Origin of the sequence: Kribbella sp. NPDC003505, assembly GCF_040610875.1 — a bacterium.
Lineage (GTDB): Bacteria > Actinomycetota > Actinomycetes > Propionibacteriales > Kribbellaceae > Kribbella.
Map to the genome: position 1 here is coordinate 1 of NZ_JBEXNA010000013.1, position 19,404 is coordinate 19,404.

The window sequence follows — 19,404 nt, forward strand, 5'->3', positions numbered from 1 at the left end:
CAGTCGACAGATCAAACACAAGGCACCCAAGGGCCAGTCGTAACGCGGGTCAGACCACGATCCGGGGCGGCACCACCTCATCCTCACAGTCGTACTGGGTGTGCACGCCGGTGGCGTCGATCTGGTCGAACACCGAGTGCAGCATCGCTTTGACCCCGCCCAGGCGTGTTTGGGGCAGGTGGCCATGAGATTGGCGGTGTAGTGAGTGCGGCAACGCTGCCACGACCCGCCGGGCAGGTTGGCTCCGATCGCGTCGACCAGCCCCGCATGGGCATCGGAAGTCACCAACGCGACGCCGTTAAGGCCCGGGCGACCAGGTCCTTGAAGAAGCTGTTCCAGCCCGCCCCGGACTCCGCGGCCGAGGTGGCGACGCCGAGGATCTCGCGGAGCCTGTCGGCGTTGACGGCGGTAGCGACCATGACCGCGATCTTGATCACCCGGCCGCCCTCGCGGACCTTCATTGTCAACGCGTCCGCGGCCAGGAACGTGTAGGGCCCTTCGTTGAGGGGTCGTTCCCGAAAGTCCCGCACCAACTCGTCGAGGTCGCGGGCCATCACGCTGACCTGGGACCGGGACAGGCCGGTGATGCCCAGGGATTGCACCAGCCGGTCCATCCACCGCGTGGACACCCCGAGCAGGTAACACGTCGCCACCACGCTCGTGAGTGCCGCCTCCGCCCGCCGGCGACGTTCCAGCAGCCAGTCCGGGAAGTAGCTGCCCTCCCGGAGCTTCGGCACGGCCACGTCCAGGGTGCCGATCCGGGTATCGAGTTCACGGTGGCGGTAGCCGTTGCGGGAGTTCACCCGGCCCGGGTCACGCGTCCCGAACGCGGCACCGCACACGCTGTCGGCGTCCGCGGACAGCAGCGTAGTGATGAAGCCTTCCATCAACTCGCGCAGCAGATCGGGCTGGCCTGCTCGAGATGTTCGTGCAAGAACTCGGCAAGGTCGATACTGCAGCCAACGGTCATCGCGGTTGCCTTCTTCGAGTCGGTTGTGAGAGCTCACTCGAAGGATCACCCGACGACCGCGTTCACGTTCCCCGCGACGCTCCGGGCTCTCGCCGTACGCCACTCTGCTGGACTCGACTGTCGGAGGAGGCTGGAATCATTTGCCCTCTCCCGACCTACCGCAGCACAACAGCCTCCTGCCCGCATGCCGCGGGTAGGAGGTTGTTGTGTTGTTGGCCAGCCTCAACCGGTGGCGGCAAACGCGGCCGCCTGCTGGAGCACATCCTCGTCGGCCCGCCATCGCGACCGGTCGACGACGGTCGCCACCGCGACGCCCTCGGCCGCACGCAGGCCGACGTCGGCGGGCTCGGCGGGCTGGGTGGGCTGGGTGGGCTCGGACTCGCGTGGGTCTGGCCCGCTGCCTGGTGGCCGTGCGCGCGGAGGCGCGGTGCGTCGGGCTGTGGCGGGGGTGGGTGCGGGTTCGGCCCAGCTGGGGCGGGCGACGCGGACGATGCCGTCGAGGATGGTGAGGTGCCAGCGGCCTCTGTGGAGGTCGGTGTGGTGACGGCGGCACAGCAGGGCCAGGTTCGAGACTTTGGTGTCGCCGCCGTCGATCCAGGAGATCAGGTGGTGGGCGTCGCACATGACTGGTGGCGCCCCACAGACCACGCAGCCACGGTCACGCGCCTCCAGGGCGCGGCGCATCGCCTTGGTGACCAGCCGCACCCGGCGGCCCACATCCAGCGGCTCCGAATTCGACCCCAGTACCAGCGGGATGATGTTCGCGTCGCAGGCCAGCCGCCGGATCGTGGCCGCGGACAGCCCGCCGCTGTAGACGGTGCGCCCGACCGCGTCCGCGGTCGCGGCTTTGAGGTCGTCGAAGTCGATCGTGACCGTGATGGTCGCCTTCGCGCCGAACCCGGCCACCCGACCACCGGTCCCCGCGGCGCCCGCGGCACTGGCTGTGTCCTCGGCGCTCTCAGCCGCCGAAGCCGCGGCACCCGCGGCACCCGCGGTGCCCGTGGCGGGGCCGGTGGTGGGGCCGGTGGTGGGGCTGGGTGTGGGGCCGGTGGTGTCCCACGCGGCGGCGGCGATGCCCAGGGCGGTGGACAGGGCGTCGGCCTGGCGCTTGTCGCGTGGCCGCGGGTCGTGTTCGCCGTCGACAGTCTTGTGCGGGCGGGCGCCGGCATGCACGACTGCCCGCAACAGCTCGGCGTTCTCGTTGGCCAGGAACCCCCGGAACTTCACGCCGTTGTCCGCGGCCGACAGCGTCAACGACTCCCGTTCATACGCCTTGTGTTCTTCGGGTTCGGGGCCGTCGGAGTCCAGCAGGTCGGCGATCTCCTTCGCGGCCGTCCGCAGCTCGCCGGGCGACAGGTGACCGGCGAGCCCGACCAGTTGCTCCGCGGCCGCGTCCAGGTGCTCCACAGGCACCCGTGAGCGGACCCGGTCCAGCCCGAACACGATCGCGGCCGCCTGCGCCGGCCGCAGCAACCAGCCAGCATCAGCACCAGCACCAGCACCGCCAGCACCGCCAGCACCGTCGTCGGTCTCCTCGCAGGAGGCGGTGTCCTCGAGGGCGGCCGCCACGGCCGGGTAGTGCGGGGCGGTTTGGGCCAGGCGGAGGGTGCGGCGGGCGGCTGGGGCGTCCAGCCGGTACCGGAAGCGTAGGAGTTCGGCGGTGTCGCGGGCCCCGAGTTCTTCGGCGTACCCGGTGGACTCGATCGCGGCGATCACGCTCAGCCGGTACGCCTCCCGGCGGGCCATCTCGGCCTCCAGCTCGTCGAGAGTGGACAGCAGTTCGCTGCCGCTCATCGACCACACCGGCCGCTCGCCCAGAAGTTCCATGGCATTGACTCTAGACGGCGCCACCGACAGTTTCCGAGCCGGAATCCCCTTGTTTTGTGGGCTTTTCGTGGGCCCACACCAGCAAACACCCCAGCAGAAGGCCCCGGGCCCCCGCTCAGGGCTGGCCGAGAGAGGAGAACTCCAGCGACTGGTGAGGCGAACGAGTTCGGTGAGCCGAGAGCGGTCCGAACGGCGATAGACATCGGCGCGCGTCACCGGCCCACAAACCTGGCCACGGACGCGAACTCCCGGTCTCTCTCCTTCTTCAGCCGAGGGCTTCTAGTACTCCAGGCCGGTCTGCACGAAGACATGCTCCGGCGGCGCGACCACCGTGGCTGGGTCGGCCGGACGAGCCTGCGCCACTGCCGGGCGCTTCCCCGCTGTACGGACGAGTGGTATCGAGAGGGGCATGAACCTCTCTGAGAACAAGGCGGTCGTACAGGAGTTGGACGAGCTCGGCAACGGCACAGGTGACCTGTCCCGCCTCGACGCGCTCTGCACTCCGGACCTCGTCAACCACGCGCTTGCCCCACATATGCCGCCCGGGATCGAGGGCACCAGGCAGTTCTTGACCTCGGCTCGCCGTGACCGGCACCCAGGCCGTTGGGTGGAGTCGTTCGTCGTCGCCGAGGAGGACTTGGTCGTGCAGTTCGGCTCGCGCGAGCTGCACTGGCCCGGCGGCAGCTTCCGTGGCTTCGACCTGTCCGAGGGTGTCTGCACCAGGGACGTCGCGTTCGCGTACCGGCTGCGCGAGGGCCGGATCGCTGAGCGCTGGGCGATCCGGGACGACCTCGCGATGATCCTCCAGCTCGGTGGCCTCGGTCAGTAACCGCCCGACAGCGACGAACTGTGCCAGCGAATCCCCTAACACTCTCCGTCGCTGGACGTCGTGGCGACGCTGGACCGCACGAGCCGTTGTTCACCCGGCTCGTCAACCACGCCCGACACGGCATCCGACACCTGCTGCACTGGTCACGATGGCGACGCCGCCACCAAGACCGCGCACGCGACTGCCACCACCGCCATCAGACGGTCCAACCCGCCTGATCACGAACTACGGCCGGAGTACTAGGCGGGCTTGATGTTCGCGTTCCGGTGGAAGATGTTCTCCGGGTCGTACGTCGCCTTGATCGCGGCCAGTCGGTCGTACTTCGCGCCGTACGACGCGCGCACCCGGTCGTCCACGCCGGTGTCGCTGATCGCGTTCACGTAGCTCCCGATCCCGCGGCTCACCGGGATTGTTGCCGCCCACAACGAGCGGGCCCACTCCCGGTCGTGCTCGAGCAGTTCGGGCGTCGGGCAGACGGCGATGATGAAACCGGCGTACCCCGGCGCCCGGCTGCCGCTGAACGCGGTGGCGTCGTCGGGGACCTTCGAGTACGCGTTGTCGAGTCGGTAGAACAGCACCACCGAGCCCGGCGACTGCTTGCGCGGCACGTGCTCGGTGATCACCGCGATCGCCTCGTCGGTGAAGTCGTCGAGGTAGAAGCCCTTGTCGTAGGCGTGGAATCCCCAGCCGTTCGCCTCGTCGAGCATCTGCTGCAGCGCGAGGTACGGCATCGGGGCGGCGAACTCGAACAGCGGCGGCACCGTCGCGCGGATCTCGTCCAGGACGGCCGCGTGCTCCTCGGCCGACCCGAAGCTCGGGACGATCAGCGCGTACCCGGGCCGGAAGTGGTACTCGGCCGGCACGAACGGAGCCGGCGGTGCACTGACCGCGCCCACCACGATGTTCACCTCGGCGGGCAGCTTCGCGATCACCTCGCGGGCCATCCGCAGCACCTCGGCGCCCTGGTCGAGGTCCCAGAACATCATGCCGAACTGGATCATCGGCGCGACCTCGTGCAGCTGGAACTCGAACTGTGTCACGACGCCGAAGTTGCCGCCGCCGCCGCGGATCGCCCAGAACAGGTCGGGGTTCTCGTCGTCGGACGCGCGCAGAATGCGGCCGTCCGCGGTGACGACCTCGACCGACAGCAGGTTGTCGATACTGAGACCGAACTTCCGGCTCAGCCAGCCCATCCCGCCACCGAGCGTGAGTCCGGCGACACCGGTGTGGCTCACCATGCCGGCCGGCGTCGCCAGACCGTGCTCCTGTGCCGCCGCGTCGAGTTGACCGAGCAACGCGCCGCCGGCGGCCCGGGCCCGGCGCGCCTGCGGATCGATCGTGACCTCGTTGAACTCGCTCAGGTCGATCATCAGCCCGTCGTCGACCGAGCTCATGCCACTGATGCTGTGCGCGCCGCCACGGACCGCGATCTCCAGTCCGTGCTCACGCGCGAACAGCACAGCACGGCTGACGTCCGCCGCGCTCCGGCACCGGGCGATCACGGTCGGGTGCAGGTCCTGGTTCGCGTTCCACAGCCTGCGCGCGTCGTCGTACCCGCCGTCGTCCGGGCCGAGCACCGATCCTTCGAAGTTCTGTCGTAGATCGCCGATCCCACTGCCGGCAAGTTGAGTCATGACGAAGCCCCCCTGTGATGTCCCCTACAGGCAGGATCGTCCCGACGCGGGCTCAAAGCAACGGTCTGATGTTCTGATTCCGGTGGAACGCGTTGTCCGAATCGTCCTTCGCCTTGATCTACCGCCGGAGTTGTCCACAGATTCGGCGGACGTCGTTTGGGTCGACGGTGCGCGACTGTCAGACTCGTCCGCGTGACTGATCAGGAAATCCTCCGGCTGTTGCCGACCGCGGCGGCCGCCGTTGCCGGCGCCGACGACCGCGCGGACGCCCAGCTGGCCAGGCTGGGTGCGTACGACGAGCGCGACCAGGCGGCCGTTGATCGTTGCCTGCAAGGATTCCTGAATGCCTTGGTCCGCGGCGCCTGGGAGCGCGGCTGGGCGCCGGCGGATGTGGTCCAGCACGGCCGGCGGCAGTTGGAGGCAGCCGTCGAGCCGTTGTTGCTTGCCGCGATCTCGGCCGAGCACCAGCAGTATGCTCCCGCCGCCATCGATCCGCGCTGGCTCGACCAGCTCACCGATCTCGGCGTGCCGCAGCCGTTCGCCGAGCTGCGCCTGACCGCGTGGGCCGCGACCGCGCGGGTCGGCCGCTACCTGAGCCTGCATCACGCGCTCGCGCTTGCGGGCTTCCTGCAGACACTGCCGGTGATGGCCCGCCTGCTCCCGCTGCCCGGTGCGCCGGCCCGCCCGGCGCGCCCCGCCGTACCGGTGGACGCAAAGTTGCTGGCGCGGATCCGGGCCCTGCTCGCGAAGGCGGAAGCGACCGAGTTCCCGGACGAGGCGGAAGCGATGTCCGGGAAGGCGCAGGAGCTGATGGCCAAGTTCTCGCTGGACAGTGTGCTGGTGACGGCGGAGGAGGAGATTCCGGACGACTCGTCGGCGCGCCGGCTGTGGATCGACACGCCGTACGTCTCGGCGAAGGCGCAGCTGGTCGGCGCGGTCGCCGCGGCGAACCGCTGCCGGACCGTCGTGATCGAGGACCTGGCCGTCGTCACGATCGTCGGCGCCGAGCTCGATCTGCAGCTCACCGAGATCCTCAGCACCTCGCTGCTGGTCCAGGCGAACCGGGCGATGATTGCCGCCGGCAAGCACATCGGCCACCGCGGCGAGTCGCGGACCCGGTCGTTCCGGCAGTCGTTCCTGATGGCCTATGCGCAGCGCATCGCCGAGCGGCTCGAGCAGGCCTCCGCCGCGACCCAGGCCGCCGTGCCCGAGGCCGACGCCGGCCGGCTGCTGCCGGTGCTGGCCAAGCGGGAGGAGCAGGTGGACGCGTTGTTCACCCAGCTGTTCCCGAGGACGACGACCAGGCGGACCCGTATCACCAACGGCGCCGGGTGGCACGCGGGCCTGGCCGCCGCCGACCAGGCGCAGCTCGAGGCCCGTCGGCAGGTGCGCCGGTGAGGACCGAGGAGACGTCGATCCCGGGAGTGGTGCGTGTCGGGCTGCAGGTCCAGCCGCACGACGACGGCTGGTTCAAGGAGAACTTCCACCGCGAGAAGCTGGCCGAGCTCGGGATGGTCGTCGTCCAGCACAACGTCGCGTACTTCGAGGACGCCGGCATCGTCCGCGGGATCCACGCGGAGCCGTGGGACAAGTACCTGTCGCCGTCGTCCGGCCGGGTGTTCGCCGCGATCGTCGACCTCCGCGACAACGACTCCTTCGGCCGCGTCGAGACGTTCGAGCTCGGTCCGTCGGACGCACTCTACGTGCCGCGCGGCGTCGGCAACTCGTTCTGCACGGTGGCACCGCACACGACGTACAACTTCCTGGTGAACGAGCACTGGTCGCCGGAGCGGGTGGCGGTGGACCCGTTCGACCCGGAGCTGGCCATCGAGTGGCCGGTCCGGGAGCTCAAGTACACCGAGCGGGATGCCGCTAGCCCTTCGCTGGCTGCGCTGCGGGAGCAGCGGGCCTGAGCCCGCACAGCACGATGTCGAGCAGGCGGTGGGCCTGCTCCGGCGGGGTGTCGGCGTTGTGGGTGATGCCGCCGACGAGTCGCATGACGTCGGCCAGCTCCAGCTCGGGCCGGACGTCGCCGGTCGCCTTCGCCTTGTCCAGCAGCAGTTGCCCGGCCTCCTGCACATTCACCTTGCAGGCCTTGAAGAACGGCGATTCCTTGCCGAGGGCGTCGATCAGCTCGGTGGCCAGGCTCTTCTTGGACAGCCCGTAGCCGACGAAGCTGCGCAGCCACGCGGCCAGCGCGTCGAACGGCTCCAGCTCCCGGTCGAAGTCGTACGCCCGGTCGCAGACGGACTGGATCTCGTCCACGTAGACCGCCTCCAGCAGCGCGGTCCGGCTGGGGAACCGGCGGTAGAGCGTGCCGATGCCGACTCCGGCCCGGCGGGCGATCTCCTCGAGCGAGGTGTCGGTGCCGTGCTCGCCGAAGGTCTCCCGGGCGGCCGTCACCAGGCGGTCGTAGTTCCGGGCGGCGTCCGCACGGGTGGGCCGTGCGCACGGCAGGGGTTGCGGCGCCAAGTTCGACCTCCTCACGGGTCCGTCCAGAATATCGCTTGCAAAGCGGAGGGTGCCTCCGTATCGTATCCGGAGGAACACTCCGCTTTTCCTTCCACAACTGTAGCCCCTCCGGGGTAAGGAGCAATATGTCGGCAACATCCTCAGGCCCGGCCGGCGCCGGAACCGGCACGCCTGCGCGGCGGCCGGGGGTCGTTCTCGCAGTCATCCTGATCACCCAGCTGATGGTCATCCTCGATGCCACCGTGGTGAACATCGCCATGCCGCACATCCGGGAGGCACTGCACTTCAGCCCGTCCAGCCTGTCGTGGGTACAGAACGCCTACGCGCTCGCGTTCGGCGGTCTGCTGCTGCTCGGCGCCCGCGCCGGCGACCTGCTCGGCCGCCGCCGGGTGTTCATCACCGGTATCAGTGTCTTCACCCTCGCCTCGCTGCTCGGCGGCCTCGCCCCGAATGCCGAGCTGCTGCTCGCGGCGCGCGTCCTCCAGGGCATCGGCGGCGCCATCGCCGCGCCGGCGGCCCTGACGCTGCTGATGCTCACGTACCGCGAAGGTCCCGAGCGGATGAAGGCGCTCGGCTACTACAGCCTGATCTCCTCCGGCGGCGGCAGCGTCGGCCTGGTGCTCGGCGGCATGCTGACGGACTGGGCGTCCTGGCGCTGGGGCCTGTTCATCAACGTCCCGATCGGTATCGCCCTGGTCTTCGCGGCCCGCCGCGTGCTGACCGAGACCGCGCCGGAGACCGGCCGGTTCGACGTGGCCGGTGCGCTCACCTCGACGCTCGGCATCACCTCGCTGGTGTACGGGTTCATCCGGGTCGCCGAGGCCGGGTGGTCGTCGGCGGAGGTCCTGGTCGCGTTCGCGGCCGGTGTCGTGCTGCTGGTCTCGTTCGTGCTGATCGAGCGCCGCGTGAGCCACCCGATCGTGCCGTTGCGGTTGTTCAAGTCCGCTCAGCGGTCGGCGTCGTACCTCACCATGCTGCTCGTGGTCGGGACGATGTTCGGGATGTTCTTCTTCCTGACGCAGTACCTGCAGGGCGTGCTCGCGCTGAGCCCGCTGACGGCCGGTCTGGCGTTCCTGCCGCTCACCGGTCTGCTGTTCACCGCGTCGCGCGTCGTACCGAAGCTGGTCGCCCGGATCGACGGGGCGAAGCTGCTGGTGGCCGGGTCGACCCTGGTCACGCTCGGCACGATCTGGCTGACCCGGCTGGACGCGCACAGCACCTACCTGCACGACGTGGTCGGTCCGATGCTGCTGTTCGGAGCGGGCGCCGGGATGATCTTCATCCCGCTCGTCGGCCGGGCCATCTCGGGCGTCGCGCCGGAGGACTCGGGCGCCGCGTCCGGCATGCTGAACGTGGTCCAGCAGGTCGGCGGCGCGCTCGGCCTGGGCATCCTGGTGACCATCTTCGGTACGGCGAGCCGCAACTCGACGGCGACCGCGCCGCGGGAGGTCCTGGTCGACGGCGTACACGCAGCGTTCGTCGGGGCGCTCGTCTACGCGGCCGTCAGCCTGGCGATGATCGTGTTCACCGTCCGGCCGTGGACGTGGTTCCGCAGCGAGCCGGAGCCGGTCGAGGCCCCGGTCGTCGCGGACTCACACGTCTGACGGAAGGGGCAGCGCGTAGTCGGTGAACTTCTTGTGAGTGGTGAAGCCGAGGTTCTCGTACAGGCCGAGTGCACCGGTCGGGTTGTCGGCGTCGACGCCGAGACCGGCCCGCTGGTAGCCGGCCTGTGCGCCCTCGGCGAGCACCTTCGCGATGGTCGCCCGCGCCAGCCCGCGGCCACGGTACGCGCGCCGCGTGCCGACCTGGCCGATGTACAGCTCGCGGACGCCGGTCGCCTCGGTGTCGGCCTCCCACTCGTAGCAGTTCACGTATGCCGCGACGGTGTCGCCGTCGAGCACGAGGTACGACTGCCCGGCGCGGAACGCCCGCGAACCGATCGACCGTGAGCGCCATGTCTCCGGCTCCGGCGGCGTCCAGCCCCAATGGTCGGAGAACGCCTCGAAGTGCGCCAGCCGCAGCGCCTCCTCGTACGCCGGGTCGTAGCCCGTCAGCTGGAGCCCGTCGGCCACCGACGCCTCCGGCACCGGCTGGTCGAGCGGGCGCCGCATGTCGAAGAAGAACCGCTCGGGCTTGAAACCCAGGCCCTCGAACAGGCTGGTCGCGCTGACGTTGTCGCTGGCCGCGCCGGTGCCGACCAGGCCGGGCACCTGCGGGTGGGTGACGGCGTGCACGTCGCCGGCGCGCTGGATCAGCCAGCGCATCAGCACCGTCCCCAGGCCGCGCCGCCGCCATTCGGGGTCGATCGTGCCCTCGGTCCGCACCCGGTCGACGTCGACCACGGTGTGCGGCACGTGCAGCTGGCCGTAGCCGACCATCCGGCCGTCGGCCCACAGACTGATGCTGTCCCGGTCCAGGTCGACGTTCGGGCGGTTCACGGCCTCGGCCAGGTCCTCCGCGGCGAAGTTCTCGCCGTCCTGGTCGGCCTTCTCCTTGGCAGCCATCAACACCGCCCACGCCTCGACGTCACCCGTGTCGATCGGGCGCGCCGTGATCCCCTCCGGCCAGTTCATGGCTCGACCGTACGGCGTCCACCCGGCGACGGCACGTCAATTAGCCGAGTTGCTCGGCGAGCCAGCGCACTGCCATCGGGTAGCGGTACTCGATCCCACCGTGCGTGCCCTCGAACAACTCGAAGTGCATCCGCTCGTCCGCGAGACCGGCCTCGCGGACGGCCCGGTGGAACGCGGTGGCGCCGAGATCCAGGTAGTACTCGTCCTGCCGGCCGGCGTCGATCCAGACCGCGCGCAACGAGCGCAGCGCCTCGGCGTACTGCGGCTCCTTCACCATCTCGACCGGGTCGCGGGACAGCCAGCGCGCCCAGATGTCCGGGATGATCGCCCCGAGGTCGTCGAACGGCATCAGCACCGTGCCGTCGGGCTCGGCGGAGTACGCCGACGCGTAGCCGTACATCTCCAGCAGGTGCAGGTCCTCGTTGGTGGTCCGGCCGGTCTTGGTCGCCAGCACCTCGAAGTATTTGTCGTAGCTGCCGTCGTACTTGTCCCGCAGCGTCCGCGCCCGCTCCGGGAACTCGGGTCGGTAGCAGACGTCGAAGAGCGCGTCACCGGCGTGCGTCGCGAGCGCCCCGAACACGTCCGGGCGCAGCAGCGGCGTCACCATCGCGGTGTAGCCGCCGCTCGACTTGCCGGTGACGGCGCGGTGGTCGCGGTCGGGGATCGTCCGGTACGTCGCGTCGACCCAGGGCACGATCTCGTCGCACAGGTACGACTGGTACTGCCCGGTGCCGGGGGAGTCGAGGCACTGGCTGCCGCCGTACTTCGTCCACGAGTCGACGAACACGACGACGGCGCGCGGCAGGCTCTCGTCGGAGAACATCGCGTCCAGCAGTTCCGGGTACGGCTGCCGGAACGGGACCCGGTTGAACCACATGCCGACGTGGCCGGTGTAGCCCATCGTCACGTAGATCGCCGGGTACCGCTCGCCCGCGTTGTCCGGGTCGTCGTACCCCGGCGGCAGGTAGACCAGCACCGGCCGCTCGTGCGGATCGCCCAGCGGGTTCCCGCGGAGCAGGTCACTCGTGTACGTCGTCTGGTCCAGACGTCCCTTGAACTCGGCCGACCACGGCAGCATCGGTCCTCCACTCACATCGCATCGGGGGCCTCGATCCCCAGCAGGCCGAGTCCATCCTGCAACACCTTCCGGGTCGCGGTGCAGAGGGCGATCCGGCTTGCTCTGGTCTCGCCTTCGCTGCTCAGCACCGGGCACTGCTCGTAGAACACCGAGAGCGCCGAAGCGACGTCGTACAGATAGGTGCAGAGTCTGTGCGGCTGGAGTGTCTCGGCGACCTGTGCGACCACCGCGCCGAAGCCGGTGAGGAGGAGAGCGAGCCGCTGCTCGGCCGGGTCCTTCAGCTCGGTGACCTCACCTGACACGTCTGCTTTGGAGAGCAGTCTGGTGAGCCGGGCGTGGGCGTACTGCAGGTACGGGCCGGTGTTGCCGGTCATCGCGACCATCCGGTCCAGGTCGAACACGTAGTCGTTGCCCCGGTCGCTCGACAGGTCCGCGTACTTGACCGCACCGATCCCGACGGCTCGTGCGGTAGCTGCCCGGTCGACACCTTCCCGCCCAGCCAGCAGCGCGTCGGCCCGGGCGACCGCGCTCTCGAGCAGGTCGACGAGCTTGACCGTGCCGCCTTCTCTTGTTTTGAAGGGTTTTCCGTTCGGTCCGAGGACGGTGCCGAACGAGACGTGCTCTGCCGGTACGTCGAGCCAGTGGGCGGCCCTCGCGAGGGTGAAGATCATGTCGAAATGGAGGGCTTGCCGGTGGTCGACGACGTAGACGATCCGGTCCGCCTTCAGGGTGCGCACCCGGTGACGTACGGCGGCGAGGTCGGTTGCGCTGTAGCCGAATCCACCGTCGGACTTCCGGACGATCACCGGAAGCGGATCGCCGTCCCGGCCCTGGAACCCGGGGAGAAACGCACACACGGCGCCGTCGGACTCCGTCAGGAGACCCTGCTGCTCCAGGTCGCTGACGACGTACGGGAGGTCGTCGTTGTAGGCGCTCTCGCCGACGACGTCCTGTCTGGTCAGTGCAGAACCCAGCAAGGTATAGACCTGGTCGAAGTCGTCGAGGGACACGTCGACCATGTGCCGCCAGATCGTCCGCGTCTCCGAATCACCCGATTGCAGCGCGACGACCCGCAGCCGCGACCTGTCGGCGAAGGCTCCGTCGGCGTCGAAGTGCTTCCGGCTCCGCTCGTACAGCTGCTGCAATCCCTGCAGATCGAGGGATTGCGCGGTGATCCCCTCGTCGAGCAACTGCTCGATCATCATCCCGTACTGCGTGCCCCAGTCGCCGACGTGGTTCTGCCGGATCACGTCGTACCCGACGAACTCGAGCACCTTGCACAGCGCGTCGCCGATCACCGTCGACCGCAGATGACCGACGTGCATCTGCTTCGCGACGTTCGGCTGCGAGTAGTCGACGACGACCCGCCGGCCGTTGCTGCCGAAGGTCTCGGGCTCGTTGACCGCCTTGGCGAGCGTCTCGGGCAGCAACGTCAGATTGATGAATCCGGGGCCGGCGATCTGCGGCGGCCAACAGAGGTCGTCGAGCCGCAGCTCGGCGATCAGGCGCTCGGCGACGGACCGCGGCGGTTGGCCGAGGGCGTTGCCGATTCGCAGCGCGACATTGCTCTGGTAGTGCCCGAACTCGGGTTTGGTCGCCGACCGCAACTCCGGGTCGTACGGCGTACCGAAGGCGGCCGCGGCGGCAGCGGACAGTCTCGTGGACAGGACAGGCAGAACTGCGGACATGACGTGGTCCTTCACCGAAGATGACGCGACTGGAACAGGCTGAGGTGTTCAGACAGTGCGTCGTCGTCGCAGGCTGAAGCGCACACGCGAGGTGTGGACAGGCTTCAGGCTGATCGACATGTCAGCCATTATGCACGAAGTACGCCGAGGGGGCCGGGGACCGGTCGGCCAACGGCGTGATCGCCGGGACCTCGAGCTCGCCCAGGAACACCCGCCGGACGACGCGTTCGGCCGCGCGGCCGTCGTCGAACTCGCAGAACTTCTCCCGGAACAGGTGCCGGTGCTTGGCCGCCTCGGGCGCCGCGAACGTGCCGTTGCGCAGCGCGGCGAACAGTTCCTCGGCGGAGCGCGCGACCACGCCGGGCGGGAACTCGGCGACATCGAAGTACGTGCCGGTCCGGTCGCCGGTGAGGAGCAGGATCGGACGGTCGAGATTGGCGTAGTCGAAGGTGATCGACGAGTGGTCCGAGACCAGGACGTCGGCCGCCAGCATCAGGTCCTCGACCTGCGCCTGTCCTTCGGTGCCGAGCACACGGGCGTGCTCGCCGGCCGCGGTCGCCAGCCGGTCCGGATCGAGGTGCTCGTCGGACGCCGGCGCGGAGAGGATCACCAGGTGCGAGTCGTCGTACCCCAGTCCGGCGCGGATCGCGCGGACCTCGTCGAGGGTCGCGGTCAGCAGCCGGTCGTTGCGCGGGTAGCCGTACTCGAGCTCCTCGAAGTACGAGGGGTAGATGCGCTCCCAGATCTCCGAGGAGTACCGGTTCGAGGACAGATTGAAGTCCCAGCGGTCGACCGCGCGCATCAGCTCGTCCTTGCCCTCCACGGGCAGCGTCACCGTCGTCAGCGGCGTACCGTGCTGGGTCTGCAGGTGCACCTGCCCCTGGCGCTTGTCCAGGTCCTTCGGCCAGTTCGCGTCGCTGACGAAGTACGTCGCCTTGCCGAGCAGCTTCTCGTACGCCGGGGAGTCCGCGACGACGTACTCGACGCCCTCCGGGATCGCGCCGACGTGTTCGTCGTCGACGACCCAGACGCCGCGCAGGTGCGGCGCGAGCTCGGCAGCCTTCTCGCAGATCGCGCGCGGGTTGCCGGCGTACTGCGTGAACCGGCCCGCGGCATACGCGACCAGGTTCGGATCCAGCTTGCCGCGCCGGAGCAGCTTGCCGACGCGCTTGCGCGGGCTCGGGACCTGCAGCATCCGCGCGCTCAGCTTCAGCGTCGAGTAGGTCGCGTAGTCGTCGTGGATCAGCAGCCAGCGCTTGAACCCGCGGGCCGTCCGGTCGGTGCTGTAGCCCTCGGGCTTCCACCGCTTCGCGAACGCGTGGGCGGCGTGGAAGAACTCGGCCCGGTCCTCGGTGTCGATCCGCTCGGGCTTGGCGAGCACGGCGAGGATGTGATCGAGCGATCGGTCGAAGGCGAACCGGCGCCAGCCGGCCAGGTCCGGGTCGGACTGGATGAACGCGTGCACCCGGTCGTACTGGTCGAAGATGTCCCACTGGCGGCGGCCGCTGGTGGCGTGGATGTTGCCGCCGGTCCGGTGCTGCCGGTAGTGCACGACGACCCGGTCCAGGGTCGCGATCCGCTCGGCGGTGAGCATCGTCGAGTAGGTCCACGGCGCGTCCTCGTAGAAGCCGCTGGTGAACGCGAAACCGTGCCGGGTCAGGAACTCCCGCCGGTGCGCCTTGTTCCAGACCACCTCGAGAAAGGTCAGGAAGATCGGCCGCTCAGCCGCCGTGAACACCCCGGCGCCCTCGCGCGCGAACGCGTCGTGCCGCTGGCTGCCGAGCACCCGGCCGTCCCAGTAGATCCGCTCGTAGTCGAACATCACGATGTCCGGCTGCCGCGCGTTGTCGATCCTGGTCGCGATCGCTTCCAGAGAGCCGGGCAGGTACTCGTCGTCGGCGTCCAGGAAGAGCACGTATTCGCCGCGGCACTCCTTCAGGCCGGCGTTGCGGGCCGGGCCGAGGCCGATGTTCTCCTCCAGGTGCAGCGCCCGGACCCGCGGGTCGGCGGCGGCGTACTCGTCCAGGATCCGTCCGGAGCCGTCCGGGTCCGCGTCGTCGACCCCGATCACCTCGAAATCGGTGAACGACTGACCGAGCACCGAGTCCAGGCACGGCCGCAGCCACGCCCGCGAGCCATGGCAGGGGACCACGATGCTGAACCTGGGGACGGTGCCGAGCGCCATGCCTCCTCATCCTAGGCCGTGCCTGGTGGTCCCACGTCGTCGCGAGCAGGTGCTCGGCGCGGTAGCTCGGCGTGCTGGAGCGAAGGGCGCGATGCGGATCCATCATGTCCTTTGCTCCAGTGCGTCGAGATGCCGTGCCGAGTGCCGCGCAGTAGACGTGGGGCCGCCAGGCACGGCCGTAGGGTGCAGGTATGAGTGTTGACGTGTTCGAGCCGTTGGGTGGTCTGGAGGGGGTCGGGTCGGCGGCCCGGGCGGCACGGGACGCGGTCGACGTCCTGCTCCGGGACCGGGGCCTACGCCGGGTCGGTTCGGACATGACCGCGGAGGCGCTGCTGCGTGGTGCGCACGCGTCCGCCGCGCTGGCCGGCAGTACGGCGACACCGGACGACGTACGCCGGGGCACCGCCGACGGGCTGGCCTCCGGCGCGGTCCGGCTGACCGGCGAACTGATGACGCTGGCTCCGCAGCTCGACAAGGCCCCGGTGCAGGTCTGGACCAGACTGCACCAGTTGGCCGCGGCCGATCTGCTCTCCGAAGACCAGTTGGGTCATCTCCGGACCAGTGCGGAACCCGTACCGGACGACATTCCCGGACTGCCGCCGGCACCCGGCGCCGACGAGATGTGGGAGCGGTTGAGCGCTCTCGCGCAGAACCTCACCCGCCCGACGAAGGCGCCCGGCCTGGTCGTCGCGGCGATCGTGCACGCCGAGCTCGCCGTGCTGCGCCCGTTCCCGGCGGCGAACGGACTGGTCGCCCGGGCCGCCGAGCGCTGCCTGTTGGTTGCCCGGGGCATCGACCCGGTCGCGGTCACGGTCCCCGAGGGCGGTCACTATGTGTTGCGGGCCAGCTATGCGTCCGGCCTCACCGACTACACAGCGCGAGGACTGACGGGTGTCCGTGATTGGCTGTTGCGATCCTGCGAGGTCGTGACAAAAGGTGCCGAGCTCTCGCCGCTCGCCTCCTGAAGGCTTGCCCGGACGCTCGGCCGAACGTGCGAACGGCGCTCTCCTGGGAGAACGCCGTCGCTGGCACGTCGCCCTGGTTACCATGCGTGCACCGGTTTGCCGCCACAGGACTGGCCTGGGTCGCGCTGCCCGTTTGGGATGGGCTGGTCGCCGCGTGGGTACCTGGGTTCCCGTGCAATCTCTACCGGACCCGAAGGTCCTTTGTTGATTCCTTTGTACTCCTGAAACCCCTTTCTGGGAAGGGGATGCGGCGTGCTTCATGGAGTTGAGAAGTATGAAGCGCGCTTCAGCTTTCAGCTCGCCCGGGACCGGCGGCGGGAGGCCAGCAACAGCGCCCCCGCGGCGATCGCGGCGACCACCCCGGCCGCCAGCGCGGGACGCCGTACGCCCTGGAAACCGAGGTGCTCGGCCGGCTCGGCGAACTCCAGGATCGGCCAGCCGCGCTCGACCGCGACCCGGCGCAACGCCTTGTCCGGGTTGACCGCGTACGGGTGCCCGACGGCGGCCAGCAGGGGCTCGTCGGTGATCGAGTCCGAGTATCCGTAGGACGCGGCCAGGTCGTAACCCTCCGCCGCGGCCAGCGCCTGGATGGCGGTCGCCTTGTACGGACCGTACGCATACTCGGCGATCTCGCCGGTGTACTTGCCGTCAGCAACTACCATCCGGGTCGCGATCACCCGGTCGGCGCCGAGCATCGCGCCGATCGGCTCCACCACCTCGGCGCCCGACGACGACACGATCACCACGTCGCGGCCGGCCGCGTGGTGCTGCTCGATCAGCTCCACCGCCTCGCTGTGGATCATCGGCCGGACGATGTGGTCCAGGGTGTCGGCGACGATCGCCTTCACCGTCGACACGTCCCAGCCGGTGCACATCGCGGAGATGTACTCCCGCATCCGCTCCATCTGGTCGTGATCCGCGCCGCCGAGCAGGTAGACGAACTGGGCGTAGGCGCTGCGCAGCACAGTCCGCCGGTTGATCAGGCCGCCGGCGTAGAACGGCCGTGAGAAGGCCAGCGTGCTCGAGCGAGCCAGAATGGTCTTGTCCAGATCGAAGAATGCCGCCGATCGAGCCGTCCCAGGGTGCGCCATGGAGTCGAGGATAGAGATCGGGGCGAAACGCCGGGGGACCCGGGCTTTTGTGTGGGCCGGTATCCCGTTAGACTGGTGGGCAGTGTGACAGTGACACTGGCTGGAAGCGCTCGATCGGGCGAAACCAGCGCCTGGGTGCCACATAATCGGTTGAAATCGAACTGAGATGTGTGAGGCCCGGTCTAGGGGGGTACATACCCCCTGACAGTGGCAGACTGTCGCCTCCTGAACGGCCCCCGGCTCCTCCCCCCGAGCCCGTGGCCGAAGACGGCCCCCGGTCACCCCCCCGCCGGGGGCCGTCGCCTTTCCCGGCTCAGCCAAGTAAGCGTAAAGATTCTCGCTTTTCTGCGCGTGGGAGCGTTCTCACTTTATGTAGGGTCTTGACAATGTAATTGCGCGGTCACAGGTTGTAAGGCATGAAACCGCCTGCACACCGCCCCCAGGCAGCGGTCGTCATCAGCCTGCTCGTCGTAGTCATGGCCTTCCTGGTCCCCGGTCCCGCCTCCGCGGCCACCAACCTCGTCACGAACGCCGGCTTCGAGTCCGGCACGCTCTCCGGCTGGTCGTGCCCGGCCGGCAGTGTCACGACGACCGCCCCGCACTCCGGCGCGTACGCGCTGTCGGCGACACCGAGCGGGAGCGACATCGCCCGGTGCTCGCAGTCGATAGCAGTCCAGCCCAATACGGCGTACACGCTCTCGGCGTGGGTCAAGGGCTCGAACGTCTACCTCGGAGTCGACGGCGGTCCGTCGACGTGGACGACCAGCTCCGGCTGGAGCCAACTGACGGTGCCGTTCACCACTGGCGCCTCCAGTTCCGTCACGATCTACGTCCACAGTTGGTACGCGCTGCCGGCGTACCAGGTCGATGACGTCGTACTGGACGGGCCCGGCGGGACGCAGGACACCACGCCGCCCTCGACGCCGGGTGGCCTGACGGTCGGCAGCCCAACCTCGAACTCGCTGAAGCTGACCTGGTCCGCGGCGTCCGACGCGAACGGCATCGACCACTACGACGTCGTCCGCGACACCGGGGCGGCGCAGAGCGTCGGCAACGTGACGACCTGGACCGCTACCGGGCTGAGCGCCTCCACCGCGTACTCGTTCAAGGTGCGGGCGTGTGACCCGAGCGGCAACTGCTCGGCGTACGGCCCTGCGGTGTCCGGCACCACGTCCGAGGGCGGCACCAACCCGCCCGCTGCCCTCCCGTCGCATGTCCTCACCGGCTACTGGCAAAACTTCAACAACGGCGCGACGGTGCAGAAGATCTCCGACGTGCCGGCGGCGTACGACCTGATCGCGGTCGCCTTTGCGGACGCCGATCCGTCGAAGCCGGGCGGCATTACGTTCACACTGGACAGTGCCGGGCTCGGCGGATACACGGTCGCGCAGTTCAAGGCTGACATCGCCGCGAAGCAGGCGGCCGGGAAGAAGGTCATCCTGTCCGTCGGCGGCCAGAACGGCACCATCTCGGTGGCGGACCCCACAGCCGCGGCCAACTTCGCGTCGAGTGCGCTCTCGGTGCTGCGGACCTACGGGTTCGACGGGATCGACATCGACCTGGAGAACGGCGTCAACGCGCAGTACATGGGTGAGGCGCTGCACAGCCTGCAGAGCCAGTTCGGCAGCGGTTTGGTGATCACCATGGCGCCGCAGACGATCGACATGCAGAGCACCTCGTTCGAGTACTTCAAGCTCGCGCTGGCGATCAAGGACATCCTGACCATCGTCAACGTGCAGTACTACAACTCCGGCTCGATGAACGGCTGCGACGGCCAGGTGTACTCGCAGGGCTCGGTCGACTTCATCACCGCCCAGGCTTGCATCATGCTGCAGGGCGGGCTCCGTCCCGACCAGGTCGGTCTCGGCCTGCCGGCGTCGTCCAGGGCAGCCGGGAGCGGGTACGTCGCGCCGTCGGTCGTCAACAACGCACTGGACTGCCTGACCAAGGGCACCGGGTGCGGCAACTACAAGCCGAGCACTCCCTGGCCGTCGCTGCGCGGTGCGATGACCTGGTCGACCAACTGGGACGCGTCGAACGGCAACCAGTTCGCGACCCAGGTCGGCGGCCACGTGCATTCGCTGTCCTGATC

At 69.2% G+C, this 19,404-nt stretch carries 14 protein-coding genes and 1 pseudogene; 6 read left to right on the top strand and 9 right to left on the bottom strand.

Translation table 11 applies throughout. The features are described from left to right. Positions 1-88: 88 nt before the first annotated feature. Positions 89-970, bottom strand: a pseudogene (locus ABZX12_RS34580) (IS256 family transposase); the annotation flags it as partial. Positions 971-1,192: 222 nt separating this feature from the next. Beyond that, a complete protein-coding gene (locus tag ABZX12_RS34585; protein WP_355699650.1) occupies positions 1,193-2,797 on the bottom strand; it encodes a DUF222 domain-containing protein in 1,605 nt (534 codons plus the stop codon). A gap of 409 nt (positions 2,798-3,206) precedes the next feature. Between ABZX12_RS34585 and ABZX12_RS34590 the strand changes: the two genes are divergently transcribed. Continuing rightward, entirely contained in the window at positions 3,207-3,626 is a 420-nt protein-coding gene (locus ABZX12_RS34590; RefSeq protein WP_355699651.1) for an ester cyclase, read from the top strand. Between the two features lie 239 nt (positions 3,627-3,865). Here the strand turns inward: ABZX12_RS34590 and ABZX12_RS34595 are convergent, their stop codons facing one another. Then, positions 3,866-5,260, bottom strand: coding sequence for an FAD-binding oxidoreductase (locus tag ABZX12_RS34595; protein WP_355699652.1), 1,395 nt, complete (start codon positions 5,258-5,260; stop codon positions 3,866-3,868). Between the two features lie 192 nt (positions 5,261-5,452). Between ABZX12_RS34595 and ABZX12_RS34600 the strand changes: the two genes are divergently transcribed. Then, positions 5,453-6,658, top strand: a complete 1,206-nt coding sequence (locus ABZX12_RS34600) for a DUF2786 domain-containing protein (RefSeq protein WP_355699653.1) — start codon at positions 5,453-5,455, stop codon at positions 6,656-6,658. Then, complete coding sequence (locus tag ABZX12_RS34605; RefSeq protein WP_355699654.1) at positions 6,655-7,173, top strand: dTDP-4-dehydrorhamnose 3,5-epimerase family protein; 519 nt, start codon at positions 6,655-6,657, stop codon at positions 7,171-7,173. Before ABZX12_RS34600 ends, ABZX12_RS34605 begins: the two co-directional genes overlap by 4 nt. Here the strand turns inward: ABZX12_RS34605 and ABZX12_RS34610 are convergent. Then, on the bottom strand, positions 7,133-7,732 hold the full coding sequence (locus tag ABZX12_RS34610; RefSeq protein ID WP_355699655.1) for a helix-turn-helix domain-containing protein: 600 nt from the start codon (positions 7,730-7,732) through the stop codon (positions 7,133-7,135). The two genes, ABZX12_RS34605 and ABZX12_RS34610, sit on opposite strands and share 41 nt — an antisense overlap. A gap of 125 nt (positions 7,733-7,857) precedes the next feature. Here ABZX12_RS34610 and ABZX12_RS34615 point away from each other — a divergent pair, with 125 nt between their 5' ends. Beyond that, on the top strand, positions 7,858-9,336 hold the full coding sequence (locus ABZX12_RS34615; protein WP_355699656.1) for an MFS transporter: 1,479 nt from the start codon (positions 7,858-7,860) through the stop codon (positions 9,334-9,336). Here the strand turns inward: ABZX12_RS34615 and ABZX12_RS34620 are convergent. The 4 genes from ABZX12_RS34620 to ABZX12_RS34635 form a co-directional block, all read right to left on the bottom strand. Continuing rightward, positions 9,325-10,305, bottom strand: a complete 981-nt coding sequence (locus ABZX12_RS34620; protein ID WP_355699657.1) for a GNAT family N-acetyltransferase — start codon at positions 10,303-10,305, stop codon at positions 9,325-9,327. The genes ABZX12_RS34615 and ABZX12_RS34620 overlap by 12 nt on opposite strands. 40 nt (positions 10,306-10,345) lie before the next feature. Beyond that, positions 10,346-11,383: an alpha/beta hydrolase-fold protein gene (locus tag ABZX12_RS34625; RefSeq protein ID WP_355699658.1), complete on the bottom strand. Its 1,038-nt coding sequence runs from the start codon at positions 11,381-11,383 to the stop codon at positions 10,346-10,348. 11 nt (positions 11,384-11,394) lie between these two features. Then, positions 11,395-13,059: an arginine--tRNA ligase gene (argS, locus tag ABZX12_RS34630; protein ID WP_355699919.1), complete on the bottom strand. Its 1,665-nt coding sequence runs from the start codon at positions 13,057-13,059 to the stop codon at positions 11,395-11,397. Between the two features lie 133 nt (positions 13,060-13,192). Further along, positions 13,193-15,256 carry a CDP-glycerol glycerophosphotransferase family protein gene (locus ABZX12_RS34635; protein ID WP_355699659.1) on the bottom strand — a complete coding sequence of 688 codons (2,064 nt, stop codon included), beginning with the start codon at positions 15,254-15,256 and terminating at the stop codon, positions 13,193-13,195. A 191-nt stretch (positions 15,257-15,447) separates the two neighbouring features. Here ABZX12_RS34635 and ABZX12_RS34640 point away from each other — a divergent pair, with 191 nt between their 5' ends. Further along, a complete protein-coding gene (locus tag ABZX12_RS34640; RefSeq protein ID WP_355699660.1) occupies positions 15,448-16,221 on the top strand; it encodes a cell filamentation protein Fic in 774 nt (257 codons plus the stop codon). A 293-nt stretch (positions 16,222-16,514) separates the two neighbouring features. Here the strand turns inward: ABZX12_RS34640 and ABZX12_RS34645 are convergent, their stop codons facing one another. Further along, positions 16,515-17,312, bottom strand: a complete 798-nt coding sequence (locus tag ABZX12_RS34645; RefSeq protein ID WP_355699661.1) for an HAD-IB family hydrolase — start codon at positions 17,310-17,312, stop codon at positions 16,515-16,517. A gap of 416 nt (positions 17,313-17,728) precedes the next feature. On the opposite strand from ABZX12_RS34645, the gene ABZX12_RS34650 reads away from it, so the two are divergent. Continuing rightward, on the top strand, positions 17,729-19,402 hold the full coding sequence (locus ABZX12_RS34650) for a glycoside hydrolase family 18 protein (protein WP_355699662.1): 1,674 nt from the start codon (positions 17,729-17,731) through the stop codon (positions 19,400-19,402). Positions 19,403-19,404 lie beyond the last annotated feature (2 nt).

Excerpts from the sequence above, each read along its gene's own strand:
- ABZX12_RS34640 (WP_355699660.1), top strand. The coding sequence starts at position 15,448 with ATGAGTGTTGACGTGTTCGAGCCGTTGGGTGGTCTGGAGGGGGTCGGG.
- ABZX12_RS34625 (WP_355699658.1), bottom strand. The coding sequence starts at position 11,383 with ATGCTGCCGTGGTCGGCCGAGTTCAAGGGACGTCTGGACCAGACGACG.
- ABZX12_RS34615 (WP_355699656.1), top strand. The coding sequence starts at position 7,858 with ATGTCGGCAACATCCTCAGGCCCGGCCGGCGCCGGAACCGGCACGCCT.
- ABZX12_RS34590 (WP_355699651.1), top strand. The coding sequence starts at position 3,207 with ATGAACCTCTCTGAGAACAAGGCGGTCGTACAGGAGTTGGACGAGCTC.
- ABZX12_RS34645 (WP_355699661.1), bottom strand. The coding sequence starts at position 17,312 with ATGGCGCACCCTGGGACGGCTCGATCGGCGGCATTCTTCGATCTGGAC.
- ABZX12_RS34650 (WP_355699662.1), top strand. The coding sequence starts at position 17,729 with ATGAAACCGCCTGCACACCGCCCCCAGGCAGCGGTCGTCATCAGCCTG.
- ABZX12_RS34620 (WP_355699657.1), bottom strand. The coding sequence starts at position 10,305 with ATGAACTGGCCGGAGGGGATCACGGCGCGCCCGATCGACACGGGTGAC.
- ABZX12_RS34635 (WP_355699659.1), bottom strand. The coding sequence starts at position 15,256 with ATGGCGCTCGGCACCGTCCCCAGGTTCAGCATCGTGGTCCCCTGCCAT.
- ABZX12_RS34595 (WP_355699652.1), bottom strand. The coding sequence starts at position 5,260 with ATGACTCAACTTGCCGGCAGTGGGATCGGCGATCTACGACAGAACTTC.
- ABZX12_RS34585 (WP_355699650.1), bottom strand. The coding sequence starts at position 2,797 with ATGGAACTTCTGGGCGAGCGGCCGGTGTGGTCGATGAGCGGCAGCGAA.